Annotated in this window: 14 protein-coding genes; 3 read left to right on the top strand and 11 right to left on the bottom strand. The window is 52.9% G+C overall.

What is annotated here, in order from left to right; translation table 11 throughout:
- Positions 1 to 24: 24 nt before the first annotated feature.
- Together MKY74_RS18720 and MKY74_RS18715 are read right to left on the bottom strand one after the other, a co-directional pair.
- On the bottom strand, positions 25 to 1,905 hold the full coding sequence (locus tag MKY74_RS18720) for a WG repeat-containing protein (RefSeq protein ID WP_076166604.1): 1,881 nt from the start codon (positions 1,903 to 1,905) through the stop codon (positions 25 to 27).
- Positions 1,906 to 2,155: 250 nt separating this feature from the next.
- Positions 2,156 to 2,347, bottom strand: a complete 192-nt coding sequence (locus MKY74_RS18715) for a hypothetical protein (RefSeq protein WP_076166608.1) — start codon at positions 2,345 to 2,347, stop codon at positions 2,156 to 2,158.
- 322 nt (positions 2,348 to 2,669) lie between these two features.
- On the opposite strand from MKY74_RS18715, the gene MKY74_RS18710 reads away from it, so the two are divergent.
- Positions 2,670 to 2,825 carry an aspartyl-phosphate phosphatase Spo0E family protein gene (locus MKY74_RS18710; protein ID WP_076166611.1) on the top strand — a complete coding sequence of 52 codons (156 nt, stop codon included), beginning with the start codon at positions 2,670 to 2,672 and terminating at the stop codon, positions 2,823 to 2,825.
- A 64-nt stretch (positions 2,826 to 2,889) separates the two neighbouring features.
- On the opposite strand, the gene MKY74_RS18705 is transcribed toward MKY74_RS18710, so the two are convergent.
- Positions 2,890 to 3,642: an SDR family oxidoreductase gene (locus MKY74_RS18705; protein ID WP_076166614.1), complete on the bottom strand. Its 753-nt coding sequence runs from the start codon at positions 3,640 to 3,642 to the stop codon at positions 2,890 to 2,892.
- A gap of 197 nt (positions 3,643 to 3,839) precedes the next feature.
- On the opposite strand from MKY74_RS18705, the gene MKY74_RS18700 reads away from it, so the two are divergent.
- Positions 3,840 to 4,709, top strand: a complete 870-nt coding sequence (locus MKY74_RS18700) for a pentapeptide repeat-containing protein (RefSeq protein ID WP_076166617.1) — start codon at positions 3,840 to 3,842, stop codon at positions 4,707 to 4,709.
- Between the two features lie 73 nt (positions 4,710 to 4,782).
- Here the strand turns inward: MKY74_RS18700 and MKY74_RS18695 are convergent, their stop codons facing one another.
- The 3 genes from MKY74_RS18695 to MKY74_RS18685 form a co-directional block, all read right to left on the bottom strand.
- The gene (locus MKY74_RS18695; RefSeq protein ID WP_076166622.1) at positions 4,783 to 5,094 is read right to left on the bottom strand and encodes a hypothetical protein; all 312 of its coding nucleotides are present in this window, start codon (positions 5,092 to 5,094) and stop codon (positions 4,783 to 4,785) included.
- Between the two features lie 244 nt (positions 5,095 to 5,338).
- Positions 5,339 to 6,838 (bottom strand): glycine betaine/L-proline transporter ProP, encoded by a 1,500-nt coding sequence (proP, locus tag MKY74_RS18690; protein WP_076166626.1) that lies wholly within the window; start codon positions 6,836 to 6,838, stop codon positions 5,339 to 5,341.
- 161 nt (positions 6,839 to 6,999) lie between these two features.
- The gene (locus tag MKY74_RS18685) at positions 7,000 to 7,767 is read right to left on the bottom strand and encodes an arylamine N-acetyltransferase family protein (RefSeq protein ID WP_084203711.1); all 768 of its coding nucleotides are present in this window, start codon (positions 7,765 to 7,767) and stop codon (positions 7,000 to 7,002) included.
- Positions 7,768 to 7,971: 204 nt separating this feature from the next.
- Here MKY74_RS18685 and MKY74_RS18680 point away from each other — a divergent pair, with 204 nt between their 5' ends.
- Positions 7,972 to 8,400 carry a hypothetical protein gene (locus MKY74_RS18680; RefSeq protein WP_076166630.1) on the top strand — a complete coding sequence of 143 codons (429 nt, stop codon included), beginning with the start codon at positions 7,972 to 7,974 and terminating at the stop codon, positions 8,398 to 8,400.
- Positions 8,401 to 8,424: 24 nt separating this feature from the next.
- Here MKY74_RS18680 and MKY74_RS18675 read toward each other — a convergent pair whose 3' ends face one another.
- The 5 genes from MKY74_RS18675 to MKY74_RS18655 form a co-directional block, all read right to left on the bottom strand.
- On the bottom strand, positions 8,425 to 10,098 hold the full coding sequence (locus MKY74_RS18675; RefSeq protein ID WP_076166633.1) for an extracellular solute-binding protein: 1,674 nt from the start codon (positions 10,096 to 10,098) through the stop codon (positions 8,425 to 8,427).
- Between the two features lie 23 nt (positions 10,099 to 10,121).
- Positions 10,122 to 12,470, bottom strand: coding sequence for a helix-turn-helix domain-containing protein (locus tag MKY74_RS18670; RefSeq protein ID WP_244169165.1), 2,349 nt, complete (start codon positions 12,468 to 12,470; stop codon positions 10,122 to 10,124).
- A 239-nt stretch (positions 12,471 to 12,709) separates the two neighbouring features.
- Entirely contained in the window at positions 12,710 to 13,834 is a 1,125-nt protein-coding gene (locus tag MKY74_RS18665; RefSeq protein WP_076166642.1) for a glycoside hydrolase family 88 protein, read from the bottom strand.
- A gap of 48 nt (positions 13,835 to 13,882) precedes the next feature.
- A complete protein-coding gene (locus MKY74_RS18660) occupies positions 13,883 to 14,707 on the bottom strand; it encodes a carbohydrate ABC transporter permease (protein ID WP_076169368.1) in 825 nt (274 codons plus the stop codon).
- A 67-nt stretch (positions 14,708 to 14,774) separates the two neighbouring features.
- Positions 14,775 to 15,698: an ABC transporter permease gene (locus tag MKY74_RS18655; RefSeq protein ID WP_076166645.1), complete on the bottom strand. Its 924-nt coding sequence runs from the start codon at positions 15,696 to 15,698 to the stop codon at positions 14,775 to 14,777.
- Positions 15,699 to 15,708: the final 10 nt, after the last annotated feature.

Here is a 15,708-nt window from a genome sequence, read left to right as displayed (position 1 = left end):
GTTTATTGTGATTGGCGGGCTGAGTCATTTGGGAGGATCCTGGTCCCGCCAAATGGTTCTTCCGTCACGCGTTACATACGACATCCGCCGGTCAACTTGGACTTCAATTAGGCCGTCTCCCTTCAAAGTCAGGCTGCCGCTGCCTTCCACCTTTGGATATCCGGGCGCGGCTGCACCGCTACAATCGATTAAGAAGGTGTTCTGCCCATCCGTGACCGATGCCAGACCATCTTGATAGGCCGACACGCGGGTATACGCAAAGTCTGTCAGCAACCTGCCCTCCCAATCCGTAATCGCATAGTTCAAGTCGATGGACGGCTGCTCCGGATTCACGGCGTGTGCGAGTGCCAGCCTTTCCTCACCGAGATCACGAATCTCGTCATATACAGGTGGAACGACGAATTGACCTGATTCATCGATGACGCCGTATCTCTTCGTGCCGTCCTCCCCCATGTTCACGATCGCCCGCTGACGGCGGAAGGGGGATGCCGAGGTAAAAGCGGGCTGTATACGGACTTGGCCGCGCAGATCGATATAGCCGTATTTTCCGCCGGCCTGCTGCTGATAAACGAGCAATCCGCCGCCGGGAGGACCGGCATACTCAAACTCATATTCGTATAGATTGCGGCCGTCCAGCCCGATTAGTGCGTACGCACCGTCCTTCATTTTGACCCAGGCTCTTCCACCGCCAAAATCGCCGGCTTCCTCATATCTTGCCGGGATGATCTCGTATCCCTGGGAATCCAGATAGCCGGAACGGCCGATATGTACCGTTTCACCCTGATTGCCCTCTACAAGAAATACGGATCTGCCTTCCCGCATATCGGCGATATACGAGTACCCGCATTTCGTTACCACCTTACCTTGTTCATCGATCAGCTTGCAGTCGCCGCCGCCCTTGACGACGGCCCGGTGTTCCGAAAACGGTGAAATCGAATCATACACCGGGGGAACGACCCACATCCCGGCTTGATCGATCAATCCGTATTTTCCTCGTTCCCGGACAATGGCAAGGCCGTTCTTCTGAAATTCCGCCGCCTCTTCGTATCTGGCCGGAAGTACCATCGAACCGCTCGAGTTGATATACCCCCACCGAATCCCTTCGGCGGTTCGGTCCGAAAACCGCAGCAGCTCCGCCACGCGGGGCAGCTGCAGGATCTTCCTCTCCAGCGTCAAAAGGGTTTCCCGGGAAGGATACGGCTGGGCAAATCCTAATGCTCTTCGAACCGAATGCAGTGCTGCCTGCGGGATACCGGCCCGATATTGCGCCTCGGCCAGATAGTACCAGTAAAACGGATAATCCGGATAGGATTCGGTCATCCGTTCATAGTAGCGGGCTACTTCAGGGTAATAGGCGGGGTATACATCTTCTGCCGGGTGAAAACTCCCGTCCCGCCAGCGCAGCACCTCCGTCCGGTAGGCTTCGCCCGTATCGTGGATCCAGAGTGCGAGCTCGGATCTGCCGTCTGGACCTCCAGGGCCGGGCCAATCCGCCACGTCAATATAGCTGTAGCTCATTTCTGCAGGCGCCACATCCGTCAAACCATACTCCGTCCACTCATACACGGACAGCTTCGACCAAATGGAACCGATCTGCCAGCCTACGAGCAGGTTGTTCCGCCCAGGCTTGGTTACCGGTGCAGCGGTCAAAAGCGTGACTCCATAGCCTGGGCCTTGGATCCTGGCCATCGTTCTCCATGCCCCTTCGCTAAACTGAAGTACAAGCAAGTACAACGCATCATTCAACCGATAGACGGCGGAAATCTCCGGGACCCGATCGCCAGTTAAATCCTCGGCAATCACGGCAGGTTGTCCGGCTGGAGTATTCATCGTAACCAGCTCAGCCCCCTCCGGCAGATGCGTGCTGACCAGCTGTACCGGACTTTGCGGTTCAATTACGTTCATCCGTATCCTCCCTCTCTCTTTGCTTTTGCCTAATGGTATGCCGAGAGCGGGAAGATATGCCAGGACTGAGACAGAAAGCGCCGGCGAACTTGTTCTTTATCATATCCCCGGCATGGATGATATACAAAGAAAGCCTAGCCCATACCGGGTTAGGCTTTTTATTTTAGCTCTGTTCTCTTCGAAGAATCAATTTATTGATGCAGCAGTGTGCGCGAATAACGCTGCGTCAAGGACGCCGTCCTAACCGGTCCTAGGCAGTTCTTGCGACCTGCCATGCCAGAATCCGATCCATCCGGAAGGTTCTTGGGGCACCTGTCTTCAGGCATACCGCCCTGACAGTGTTCCCGCGCATCTCTTTCACTTCGATTTTACGCTGTGTGATGTAACCGGCCTGGTCTAAATAAACGATCTCCACGGTTTGCCCAACATATTTTTCTGACATGAAAGCCCCTCCTAACCGAACGTATGTTTTTATTATATACGAACACCCGTTCTTTATACCATGTAAATTTTACCCAATGATATCGAATTTCGCTGTCCAGGCTGGAAGGGTTTTATGAACCTAAAAAAAAATTTCATCATCGGGTAACATTTCGATAATATGTCAGCTTCACGGAAGGGATTTGAGGGGAATTTAGCGAAAAATGTAGTATCATTCTTTTTCAAAAAACATGTGCTGGATCGAAAAATGTGTTGACGCATCTGTCGTTGCGGCATGCTGCGAGCGCAAAGAGGATGCAAAATTTCTAAGGAGCTGTTCAACCATGGATAAAATTATTCGTAAAATTGAAGAGCTTCGGTTGGAATTGAATAAACTGTCCGTATGCAGATGTCTCACCGATCCGGAGCTGATCAAGGCCAGTCAGAAATTAGACCGGGCATTAAACGACTACGACAAATTTTTAAAAGAAAACATGTAACCCAAAGAGGACCTGCTGATCCTGTCAGCAGGTCCTCTTCCTGTTCTGCATCCTGTGCAAGATGTTATGTACCTGATCGGAAGCCATCGTACATCCGGGCTGCCGTCTCTCTTGCCTGTATCGCCGACAGATGCAGCCTCTCCTCCGTACCGCCATAACCAATCTCCTCTTTACCGGTTTGCAGATCCCTGAATACCGAGTCAGCAAACTCGTCAAGAGGCGCGCCGAACGTGTGAAGTCCCGCCCCGCCAAGATCGGTGTTGACCGCAGGCGGCAGCACTTCGATCACCTTGGCGTTCGATTTAGCCAGCTGAATCCGGAGACTAACGGTAAAGGAATGGAGCGCGGCCTTGGTAGAGCTGTAAATCGGAACCCAGGCTCCCGGCGTAATGGACAACCCCGAGGTGACATTGATGATGACCGGATCCGGTTGTTTTAACAAGTGAGGCATAAACAACAGCGTTAAATGAATCGGCGCATCTACATTAATTGAAATTTCCTGACGGTAATACTCCCACTCTTTCTCCGCTTCGAGCAAATGAACCCGCTGTTGAATGCCTGCATTGTTGATGAGAACGTTCAAACCCGGAAACTCGGACGTCACATTTCGGAACAATTCGAGCCGGTGGGACTCCACAGAAAGGTCACATGCCACCGTATGGATATCCGGGTAACGTTCCTTCAGCTCCTGAAGCTTGTCTGCGTGGCGCCCGCAAATGATCACGGTGTTACCCGCCTGAACGAACCGCTCCGCCAAGGCCAGCCCGATTCCGGATCCGCCGCCGGTAATGAGTATCGTATTTCCGCTAATCTTCATTTCTCCATCACTCCCGCTGGATAAATTAGTTCACGATGATAAGTTGTCCAATCTCCGCTCGATTCCATGTATCAATAAATCTGGCGAAAGCTTCAGGCTGATAAGCATCACGTCATCGATAAATGCTTCAATTTATTGTAAGATAACGATAGGTAAAAAGAAAACCGGACTGATTTGACATGAAGGAGATATCAACATTGAGTGAACCAAACCCTTATCATTTTGAAGACTTAGGAGACTTCGGACGAGCTGCCCTGAAGGCAGACTGCGAGAAATGCTTCGGCCTGTGCTGCGTTTCCCTCCCTTTTGCTGCCTCATCCGACTTTGCCATGGACAAGCAGGCGGGAGAGCCCTGCCGCCATTTGCAATCCGATTTCCGCTGCGGTATTCATAACAGCCTGCGCCAAAAGGGATTTCGCGGATGTACCGTTTATGACTGTTTCGGGGCCGGACAAAAAGTTTCCCAGTTTACTTATAGCGGCATAGACTGGCGCCAAGCGCCGGAGACGGCGAAGCAAATGTTCGAAGTGTTTCCCGTCATGCGTCAGCTACACGAGCTTCTGGCCTATTTAAGCGAAGCGCTAAGCCATGCAGACGCCCACCTGATCCACGAGGAGCTTCGAACGCAGCTGCACGAAACGCAGCGTCTCACCGAACTTCCGCCAAAAGAAATATTGAAGCTGGATATTCCCGCTCACCGGGCCGAAGTCAACCTCCTGCTCCTTAAGACCAGTGAACTCGTTCGGGAGGAGGCACGCCGACGTTACAAGGGACCGTCTTCTCGTAAGAACCTGAAGGGACGCGGGGCGGATCTGATCGGCGCCAAGCTGAAAGGCGCCGATCTCAAATTCCAGAGCTTTAGAGGCGCATATTTGATCGCGGCGGACCTTCGGGACGCAGACCTCCGGATCACGGATCTCATCGGCGCCGACTTCCGGGACGCAGACATCCGCGGCGCGGACTTGAGCGGAAGCCTTTTTCTGACCCAGTTCCAGATCAATGCTGCCAAAGGGAACGCAGCTACGAAAATTCCGGCAGCTTTGGAGCGACCTTTTCACTGGACCTAGAGCCTGCCAAGAGTGCACAAAATAAAACAACCGCTGGAACCTCGTTGTCCCAGCGGTTAATTATTATTGGATATTAGGCGCGTTCTCCACGCAAATCGGGGAGGGACGGCTCAAAGGAACTGATAAATACGTCCTTCTGCTTCTTCTTGTTGTTCTTCTTCATGACACCAAACAGCGTAATGACAGCATACATCGGCACCACGTAGTAGAAAATCAGAATCAGATAGAACAAGCCGCCAGAGCTCAAATGCATTCCGGACGCAATCGCAAGACCCGTGAGCAGCAATGTATTCATGACGTTGGCAATCAACACCTCGTGCTTCTTCCCGAAGAACAACACACCGATCAACGCAGCGGTAAACACACTCAGCAGTAAAAAGGTCATGATGAATTCCTCCTTAAAAACATTGGATGCTATATCATACGCTATGGATCAGCGATGATTCACAATTTCGACAAATTGCTTTCACAATTTAGACACAATTAGATTACCTCAAAGATAACATATTTAAACACAGTTGAAAAGGCTTTCACAAAAATATTTGGAAAAAGAAGCAAAAAAGACGCCGGAACCCTTGTTCCAGCGCCTTTTTTAGATTTATATATTTCATAACGAAATCCTTACTTCCTTAACGTGTCGGATCTGAATCGGACAGCTGATCGTGGATGGCCGACTGCTCCTCATGCCACCACAGCGCTTCCTCCGGCTCTTGAAGCACCTCATGAACTTCGTGCGGCTTCTCCACCGCGGGCGCAGAACCGCGCAGTGACCGTCCTGAGGTCTCGGTAAACCACATGGTCACGATGACGAAGCCGATAAGCGACACCGCGATCAAATAATACGCCGGAACCAGGGGCTCCCCGGTCAGATTGATCAGCCAAGCCATGACAAGCGGAGTGGTCCCACCGAACAGGGATGCTGAAATATTATAAGTAATCGCCAGGGCTCCATATCGGACCTTGGTAAAAAACAAAGCGGGAAGCACGGACGGCATGGTGCCTTCAAAGCAGGTCAGCAGCACGGCGAGGCACAGCAGACCGAGAAAGACCATCCCTCCCTTACCGCTGCCGATCCACCAAAACGCCGGCAGTGAGAGCACGATCAGCCCCAGTAGACCGCCTTGGATGATGCGTTTGTTCCCGATCCGGTCACTGAAGTACCCCATGAACAGCACAATCGGGATCATGATGAACATGACAATAAGGATGAGCAGCAGCCCTTCCGTTTCCCCGTAACCGAGCACCGCGGTAAGATGCGATGGCATGTATGACAATACCATATAGTCAACAACATTGAAGGAACACACCATGACGATGCAGAGCAGGACGACTCTCCACTGAACCTTTAGCAGTTCCCGGAAAGGTACCTTCTGCCTCCCTTCATCTTGGGCTGCTTTCTCCATCGCCTCAAAGGCGGGTGTTTCTTCGAGATGATTCCGCAGGTACAGGCCGACCAAGCCGATCGGAGCCGCGATAAAAAAAGGAATCCTCCAGCCCCATGCCAGCATCCGGTCGGGTCCGAGCAGGTAGCTTAGCAGCGTCACCAACCCGGATCCGGCAATGTACCCCACCAGGGTGCCCACTTCCAGACCGCTCGCCATAAATCCGCGGCGCTTATCGGGCGTGGATTCGGCAATGAAGGTCATGGCGCCCGAATATTCTCCCCCGGTGGAGAAGCCCTGAACCAGGCGGGCCAGCAGCAGCAGCACCGAAGCGGTAATGCCAATCGATGCGTAGCTCGGGATGAGGCCGATGCACAGCGTAGACACCGCCATCATGACCAACGTGATGGTCAGCACTTTTTTCCGGCCAAGCCTGTCCCCCAGCCTCCCAAAAAACAAACCGCCGAACGGCCTGACGAGAAAGGCGATGGAAAACGTGGCAAAGGTATAAATCAGCTGGATGGAACCCGTCATCTCCGGGAAAAACACCTTGCCCATAATGACGGCCAAATAAGAGTAGATCCCGAAGTCGAACCATTCCATGGCATTTCCCAATGCGGTGGCGACGACGGCCTTCTTGGCGTTGCCGGTGTCCACGACCGTGATATCGTCCTTATGAAGCCGGGGTCCGGATTTTTTTCGGAAAGGCAGCGCCCATTTACTTTTCTCGTGATTGTTGCTGTCCATAATCGAAGACTCCTCTGCAAGCGAAAATACCTTGACCAAACTAGTATTCGCCCGAAGCCTTACACCAATTCATCGATGAGCCGGCCAGCCCCCTTCGTGAACGTAGTCAGTCTTCTTGGCCTCAATACAGGCTACTCACGAGACCGGCTGATAATGAACCGTCATTCCTTCCATTCAATATGGAACAGCTCACGCAGCACCTGCCCAATCTGTTCCGGCTCGACATCCTCTTTAGATTTCATCTCTCCGTTTACCCGGGTTAAAGAGTTTCCGCTCAGCGTAACGCGTCCCTGCTCCGTCTGAATCATTGCCACCCGTATTTTATTGAATTTCGATTCGTGCCCGTACTGCGTCATATCGAACACCGCTTTGAAATCTTCCAGCAGTCGCGGCTCCCTGTCCAACTGGTACAGCATCTCCCACTCCTCTGGGGTTTCCTTCTCCAAAACAAATCGGTCCTGCTCTTCTGTATATGGACGTATGCGCCATTTTCCATCCCAGTCCTCAGTCCATTCGCCATTCAACGGAACCGGCACTCGGGGGCTTCGGCCGCCAAAACCAACATCCACGAGGTAATCTCCACCCGGAAGGTGAACGACATTTACGGCATGGGTTCCGTCGATAAACCAACCTTCCTCCTGCTTGACGGTACAGGCAGCCATCGATACGCTGAATCCAAGCGCTTTGAGAAGGCTGTGAAACAACCCGTTCAATTCGTAGCATACGCCTCCGCGCCGGCCTTCAATGATCTTGTTGAAGAGAATATCCGGATTCATCGATAATGGGACCCCATCCATGATATCTAGGTTTTCAAAAGGAACATGCATGACGTGCCGATATTGCAGTTCACGCAGGAGCTTCAGATCGGGAATGATGTCGATGTGATAGGTCATACCCAGTTTGCTCATGTATTTTTGCAGGTTAAACATTCTTCTCTCCTCATTTCGGAATGTGAAATCTTGATTAGAGACGGGCTGATTTATGTGCGATTACAAAAAATCCATTACTAATAAGGTACAGGGAGCGATCTCCCGGGACAATGCGAATTTATCACAGCTGTACCGGTACAAATTGCCTATCTGTCAACGCAATGAAGCCCAGCGAATCGCTGGACTGATGGGAGATGAACCTTCATGCGCTATTTTTTCAAATTGAATGTGATGAGCTGTATTTACGCTTTCCTCTTTTTCCTCCATGCGGAAAGTTTGGGCAACGTGTACAGGCTGGAAAGAATCACGAATTGGACTGGCATCTATAATGCATTGAGCTGGGCGAATCTGGCCCTGCTCTCTATCTCACTATTCCTTTGCTATTGGCTGAGCAAGCGCCTCGTTTCCGGCCGCAAATCCGCTTATGCCGCTGCCGTTCTGTGGTTCCCTTATTTCATCCTGTGGATTTGGGGCTTCAGCATGGTGTTTCCGCTGACGAATCCGGGAGATGATCCCGCTCCGGTCACCGGCTTGATATTCATGTTCGAAATGATTGTGTTTCCGTTCTATATTGCCTTTAACACGTTCTTGTCAGCGCAGTTGCCGGCTATCAGGAAAGGCATAAAATCGTAGGTTTCGGGATAGCCCGTTCCACGGTCAACCGGAGGTGTTCCCGCCTGTTTTGGATACGGATGCGCGATAACGGTCCAGCGCCTGCTGCTCAATACCGATGGCACGCTGGATATCCATCAGCCGGATTTTTTTTACGTATTCATCAAAAGCGGATACCGGCTCCATGCCCATAATGATCTTCAACGACATTTCGGTTACGGCCTTGTTGACTTCCTGCATGATCACCGCCAGCTCGGTGCTCTCCTTCTCCGTGGTCGGAAGCGCAGGCAGCGTATGAAGCGCCGCATCTGTGTCGGACCACACCCGGACCGCCTCCTTCTGCTCCGGAAGGGAATAATACTGTTCCATGTAACGGATATCCTGGACGAAAGGTCCGAAATAACTTGCCCTGGTGTACATCGCCAGCGCCTGTGACGGCGCCAGCTTATCCGGGTTGTGCAAAATGACGTCCGTATACACAGGATACCCGTCCTTCATCTGGTAGCTGACCCCTTCGATGCCGAAATTAAAGAGCAGATGTCCTTCCGGTCCGTACCCGTAGTCCAGCATCTTGACCGCTTCTTCGACATGCTTGCTCTTCGCGGAAATCGCCACCCCGCTGGATCCGACAGCCGGGGCCAGCTGCCCGAATTCGGGTCGGTCCCCGCGTTGAAGCACCGGATAGGGCGCCGGAACGAGCTCCACCGACGGATCCTGCGCTTTCATAACAGGCAGCCACGTGCCGATGCCGGCGCCCGCATTCCAAATACCAGCACCGCTCCGGCTCAGGATCATGCTCGTGTCCTGCGTTTCAGAGTCCACGGCAGCAAAGTTCGGGTCGATCAGCCCTTCCGCGTACCACTGCCGGAACAGTGACAGAAATTGTTTATACCCCGGCTCAACCGGACCGAACTTGACTTTTCCCTCCTCTTGGTAAAAGCCTTTCTTAATTCCGAATGCGCCGATAAACCCTCCGCCCTCGATGCCAAAGAGCGGATTCGGTACGCCAAGGAAAGTAAGCGGCGCTTCGGCGCCTTTTTTTTCCTTGAACGCCTTGAGCACCGTATGCCAATCGTCGATCGTCACAGGCACGTCCAGGCCCAGCTCATCCAGCCAATCCTTGCGGATAATCGGTCCCTGGTAAGTCCGCAGCTTGTCGTCTCCCTGGATAAACGGGAATGCGTAGTAGCTGCCCCCGGCTGTACGGATTTGCATATCGATATCGGGATGCGCCTTCAGGTACCGCTTCAAGTTCGGGGCGTACTGATCGATGGCTTCGTTCAGGCGTAGAATATAGCCGTCGTTGATCGCCTTCTCCGGTCCCCCCGGATAATTGATCCATTCATACTCCATCATATCCGGCAGATCGCCTGATGCCAGCAGCACGCTGATCGCTTCCTTCGCCTGGTTGGCCGGAGGCTGGATGAACGTCAGCTGGACGCCGGTTCTCCGCTGCCATTCCTGAAAAAACGGCACCTGGTTAAAGGTGGACTTGATCCCCGCCGCGTTTCCGTTCAGTTCAGCCCAATAGGTCAGCTTGGCATCCGAGGCGGACGAACCTTTGCCTCCTCCCGCCATCAGCGTTGTTTCGGCAGTCGGCAGTGAACTTGCCGTCTGCGTCATCCGCTCACGATCGCAAGCCGGCAGTACCGCCATCAGCAGGACCATGAAAGCCAGCCATCCCCACACCGCCGCTCTCCTTTTACCTTTCCACTTCATAGGTACCTCCCGAAAATAAAACATCAAATAATTTCTTTGTACTTGCCTGGCGTAATGCCTTCGTATTTTTTGAACACCCGGATGAAGGTCGCGGGGTCGTTGTACCCGATCTGCCTGGATATCTCGCTGACCGACTCGGGCTTGGTCCGCATCAGCCGTTTCGCCTGCTCGATCCGGTATTTATGAATGCTGTCCAGTATGCCTTCGCCCGTCTGGGTCTTATACAGCTTCGACAGATAGCTCCCCTTCAGCTGAAAATGCTCGCCAATCGCGTTGACGTTTAAGTTCATGTCCATGTAATTCGCTTGGATATACTGGTGGACTTCCTCAATCAGGTTCCGCAGGGAATCCTCCCGCTCCCTGGATACGTGGGACGAACGTTTAGCTGATGCGTAGGCACACACTTCCTGAAGGAGGGACTGCAGCTTCTCCTGCATTTCCCGAAGCGTGCCGCATGCCATAATATCGTCGATCCATCGCGGGTTGTCGGCAAGCGGGATGCCGCCGCTCCCTTCGCCCAGCTCGTTGATCGCCTTGATCATCGTCCCGACGAGATTGAACATCAGGCATCTTGCCAGTGTGAGCGGCATGACAGGCTTGTCCAGATTTTTCTCAATGATCTCGTTCATACACGATGCGGCTTCATCCAGATCCCCCGCCTTGATCACATTAATCAGCTGCTGCTCGATTTGAAGCGGATAATAATAGCCGTAACCGATGTCTGCTGTGCTGTCGGCACGGATGTCCTCGTATGCGATGATCCCTTTTTTGCCGAGGACCATTTTGTATTCCATCGCGTCGACCGCCTCCCGGTACGCCTCGGAGATGCCGATCCAGGAAGCATGGCGTCCGCTCAGTGAGATGGTCATTTCCATGTCATACCGCTCCAGAAAGCGCTGCGCCTCGGCCGCGATCTCATAAAGATCGTGCTCCCAACCGGAAGTATCCGCTTTCAAATTGACAAGGCAGGCCATCATGTCATCCGTTTCGACCACATACCCGGCATGTCCCCGCTTTTCCGCCAGCTCTTCCACGACATTGGATATGATCAGATGGATCAGCTTACTCCGTTCATTCATGTCGATGCCCGGCAAAAATTCGTACAGCTTGTCTTCGTTCTCGATCACGAACAGAATGACGGCAAATTCCGTGGATACCTGCTTCATCTGAAATGAGCGAAATGCGTCCTCATAGGGCACCAGCGTATCCGGTTTGCCTTTCAGCAGCCGGTTGAGCATGTTAGACCTCAGTACCTGCTGGTGCTTCTGCAGCTGCATGGAAATCTCGTCATTTTCAGTGCGGGTGCGGGTGACGACTTTCTGGATGAACCGGAACTCGTTCGCATCGGCATAACCACGGTCGGTGTTCTCATCCTTGAGGGACTCGACCAGCTGCTGTACAGGCGAATAATTGCGGCGCATAAAAAACCAAGTCAGAACGCCGGCACCCGCCAGGCTTACGAGTATGCTGACATACGTAAAATTACGGACGTATTCCGCCTTTTCCCAATAGATTCCGCTCGGGATGATCAGGGCGTACTTCAGGTCCGAGACAGAGGAGTTGATTGAGAACAGTTCCGACGTTCCAGCCTGCGCGGAATCCGTTTGAATCCGCTTACCATTCAGAAATGGCCTCAGCTCCTCCGAGTCCGGATGGTTGGACATCAGAATCTCGTTATTATGGTTCAAAATGAGCAGCGTCGCACCGCTGAAGCCCGATATCCCCTCCACCGCTTCCTGGAACCGGCGGGTATCGGACATGACCACTACGCTGCCTGTGCTCCGTCCGTTCATGTCTTTCGGCAGCTGCGTAATATAGGCGATTGCCGTATGTTCATCAGCCGCATTGGCATGGGGAAGCACGATGAAGGAATTGCTTACCCCATTCAATACTTCGCTCTTCCATTCGTCGAATGTGAGCGCACCGGTTTGGTGAATTGTATAGAAGGCGGATTTCAAGTCGCGGATATTGCCGGACCTGTACACCGAGCCGTCCCGTCTGGAAACAACGTAAAACTCGTCAATGGAAGCATACGACGTTTTAAACAGCCTGAATTCATTCACCAGCTGGTATGCCGTGTACGGCACTTCCTGAGCCGGCATGCTGGAATACATCAGATGCTGCAAATTCGGGCTCCATGTCATTTCCATATTCAACCGCTTCATCAGGTCGATCTGATTATCGATCGTGTACCTCATCTGCTTCAGGAGCGAATCGTTGGCCCGGTGGATTTCGCTCTTCAGCGCATGGCTGGCCTGGGCATAGATCACCAGGCTGATGACGATCGGAACAAACAGCACCGCGCTGTATGATACGAGCCAGGTTACAATGATGCTCTCCCGTTTCCGCCATAGTTTTTGAATATTCAGCAAAAGACCATCACCCATACTTCAATAGTTTGTCTCGATTGATTAGACACCCATTATATCGAATAACGCCTGGGATGCGTATAGATAAAAAGTGCAATCCGGTTGATAAAAAGCGTAATATCCCTGGCTGGATGCGGAATTAACGCGAAAAAGCCTCGGGAGACCTCACGGTCTACCCAGGCTCATGTGGATGAATGGACAGGCGGTCATGCACCCGGCATCAACCCGCTATTCGTATCTTTTTAAAAGATCCGGTGCTTCCATCCGTTCAGTTTGGCGGCCGCCTCAATAAAAAAGTAGTCGCCGTAAATGAGAGAGACATCCACGTTTTGTGATACCGGCTTATGGCCGGTTCCGTGCAGCAGGACGGCCTCATGATCTTGATCATTCCATGTTCCGTACGCCGTGTACAGGGAATGCAAAATCCGCTGCGCGGCATGAAGATATCCCCTTCCCCGGATATCGCCAAGCACTTCCGCGAGCTCCAGCAATCCGGACGCCGCGATGGCGCCGGCCGAGCTGTCTCGCACGATGCCGCCCTCGGCCTCCACGGCTTCCGCACGAAAATCCCAGTAGGGGACGGCATCCTCGGGCAGATGCGCGATAAAAAAGTTCGCCACCCGCTGGGCTGCCGCAAGGTAATCCGGACGGTCCGTATAACGATACGCATTCGTTAGACCGTATAATGCCCAGGCCGCCCCCCGGCTCCAGGCCGAATCCGGCGCAAAGCCCTGTCCGCCGATCGCTTCGGCGGCTTCGCCGGTTTCGGCATCGAACCGGATGATATGATGCACGGACCCGTCCGCTCGGACGAAATGGCGGACGACCGTATCCGCATGCTGCCCCGCGATATGTGCATACCGCGGGTCTCCGCTCTCTTCCGATGCCCAGAACAACAGCGACAGATTCATCATCGTATCGATGATCGACCAGCCGGTCTTGTCGCCGTTCCAGGCGCGGATGAACCGGCCGGCTGGGTTGAAGCGCCCTGCCAGGAAGCCGGCGGCAAGGAGCGCGCGTCTTGCCGCGTCTTCGTCTCCAGTCAGCTTATGCTTGATGACCGCGGTCGGCAAAAACTGAAAACCGACGTCATGATCATAATGATTAGGGACGAGCCACAGCTCCGACAACCGTTCATCCCAGTTCCAGGCAGCCTCCCGGTATTTATCCTCACCGGTCATGTCGTACATCAGCCACAGCATCCCCGGCCAAAAGCCCGAAGTCCACCAATCGATCCGCATATCATCGTATTTTCCGTCTTGGCCTGCGGCATGCGGCGATTTGTCTCCGATTCGCTCCAGCATTTGTCCTGCCTTGAGGACGATCTGCCGCCACATCTCCTGCTTAACTGTTTCAAAGTCCTTCATGCGAAGACCTCCTTGATCTGAACAACATCTGTTTCGCAATTACGTGCATCAGCCCTTCAGCGAGCCGACCATGACTCCCTTCACGAAAAACCGCTGCAGGAACGGATACACGCACAGAATAGGCACGGTCGCCACCATAATCGTTGCGTATTTGATCGTTTCCCCGATTTGGAACCGGTCTCCAGCAGAAGCGCCCGATGACATGCTGTCGGTCGAGTTGGAGATCAGAATTTCACGCAGCACCAGCTGCAGGGGAAACAGGTTTCTGTCTTTGATAAACACCGACGCGTAGAACCATCCGTTCCACTTGTCCACCGCATAATAGAGAATCATGACGGCGATAACCGGCATGGACAACGGGATGATAATCCGGAACAAAATGGTGAAATGATTCGCGCCGTCGATTTTGGCCGATTCCTCCAGGCTGTCCGGAATGCCCATGAAGGCCGTGCGCATGATGATCAGGTTAAACGTGCTGACGGCGAACGGAACGATCGTGGACCACAGCGTGTCCAGCAGTCCCACGCCTTTGACGACGAGATACAGCGGGATCAGACCGCCGCTGAAGAACATGGTGAACACGATAATGAACATGAACACCTTGTTCCACATCACGTTTTTGCGCGAAAGGACATAAGCGCCCATCGAGGTGAGCAGCAGATTTACCGCTACCCCGAATACCAGAATGAACAGTGTATTGCGAAAACCGATGCCGATGCCCGGGTTGTCCAGCACGCTCTTATATGCGTCGAGGCTGAAGCCGAGCGGACGCCACAGAAAGCCCTTGTGGCCGAGCAGCCGGGCCGAATCGCTGAACGAAGCGAACAATACATACACCAGCGGATACAAGGTCACGACGACCAGAAAAATCATCAGGGCATAATTGATGACATTGAATATGCGGTCACCCCAACCGCTCTCTGTTTTCAAGCTTACCACCTCACCATAGGCTGTTTTGGCTCACCCTCCGGCTGATGGCGTTGGCCGTAATCAGGAGGACGAGATTGATGACCGAGTTGAACAAACCGACGGCGGAGCTGTAGCTCCAGCCGAACTCCAGCAGACCCTTGCGATAGACGAAGGAGGATATGACGTCCGCCGTTTCGTACGTAACCGGGTTATATAGAAGAATGATCTTTTCAAACCCGACGTTGAGCAGGTTCCCCATCCGGAGAATGAACATGATCATAATAGTCGGCAGCAGTCCGGGCAGCGTAATGTACAGCATCTGCTTCAAACGGCTGGCCCCGTCGATCCGGGCCGCTTCGTACTGCTCCAGATCAATGCTCATGAGCGCAGCGATATAAATGATCGATTCCCAGCCGATCCGCTGCCAGATTTCAGACAGCACGTAGATGGGCCGGAACAGATCGGGCTTTTGCAGCATGGCCTGGCCATCATAGCCCAGGAACATGAACAGGCGGTTGATGAGCCCATCCGCGTTCGTAAAATCGGTGATGATGCCGCAAATGACGACGAGCGAAATAAAATACGGCATATACGTGATCGTCTGAACGACGCGTTTGAATTTCTTCTTGCGTACTTCGTTGATCAGGAGTGCCAGTATGATCGGCGCCGGAAACTCAAAAACCAGCGTATAGAGGCTGATCAAGATCGTATTTTTTAAAATTCTCCAAAAATAGTAACTGCCAAAAAAGTCATGAAAATGCTTCAATCCGACCCAGTCGCTGCCCAGAATGCCCTTCATGGGTGAATAATCTTTGAACGCGATCAGCGCCCCGTACATGGGTGCATAATGAAAGACCAAATAATAGGCGATCACCGGCAGCATCATGATGTATAAATACTTGTTGAGCACAAAATCACGAACGAGCCGGCTTCGAAACGATTGCCGATTTGCCATGCCTGAAGTT

Source organism: Paenibacillus sp. FSL R5-0378, assembly GCF_038009285.1.
GTDB classification, from domain to species: domain Bacteria; phylum Bacillota; class Bacilli; order Paenibacillales; family Paenibacillaceae; genus Paenibacillus_AQ; species Paenibacillus_AQ favisporus.
The sequence above is the reverse complement of the archived record's forward strand: the minus strand, read 5'-3'. Positions and strand labels throughout refer to the sequence as shown.

Excerpts from the sequence above, each read along its gene's own strand:
- MKY74_RS18720 (WP_076166604.1), bottom strand. The coding sequence starts at position 1,905 with ATGAACGTAATTGAACCGCAAAGTCCGGTACAGCTGGTCAGCACGCAT.
- MKY74_RS18715 (WP_076166608.1), bottom strand. The coding sequence starts at position 2,347 with ATGTCAGAAAAATATGTTGGGCAAACCGTGGAGATCGTTTATTTAGAC.
- MKY74_RS18710 (WP_076166611.1), top strand. The coding sequence starts at position 2,670 with ATGGATAAAATTATTCGTAAAATTGAAGAGCTTCGGTTGGAATTGAAT.
- MKY74_RS18705 (WP_076166614.1), bottom strand. The coding sequence starts at position 3,642 with ATGAAGATTAGCGGAAATACGATACTCATTACCGGCGGCGGATCCGGA.
- MKY74_RS18695 (WP_076166622.1), bottom strand. The coding sequence starts at position 5,094 with ATGACCTTTTTACTGCTGAGTGTGTTTACCGCTGCGTTGATCGGTGTG.
- proP (WP_076166626.1), bottom strand. The coding sequence starts at position 6,838 with ATGGACAGCAACAATCACGAGAAAAGTAAATGGGCGCTGCCTTTCCGA.
- MKY74_RS18685 (WP_084203711.1), bottom strand. The coding sequence starts at position 7,767 with ATGTTTAACCTGCAAAAATACATGAGCAAACTGGGTATGACCTATCAC.
- MKY74_RS18680 (WP_076166630.1), top strand. The coding sequence starts at position 7,972 with ATGCGCTATTTTTTCAAATTGAATGTGATGAGCTGTATTTACGCTTTC.
- MKY74_RS18675 (WP_076166633.1), bottom strand. The coding sequence starts at position 10,098 with ATGAAGTGGAAAGGTAAAAGGAGAGCGGCGGTGTGGGGATGGCTGGCT.
- MKY74_RS18665 (WP_076166642.1), bottom strand. The coding sequence starts at position 13,834 with ATGAAGGACTTTGAAACAGTTAAGCAGGAGATGTGGCGGCAGATCGTC.
- MKY74_RS18660 (WP_076169368.1), bottom strand. The coding sequence starts at position 14,707 with ATGATTTTTCTGGTCGTCGTGACCTTGTATCCGCTGGTGTATGTATTG.
- MKY74_RS18655 (WP_076166645.1), bottom strand. The coding sequence starts at position 15,698 with ATGGCAAATCGGCAATCGTTTCGAAGCCGGCTCGTTCGTGATTTTGTG.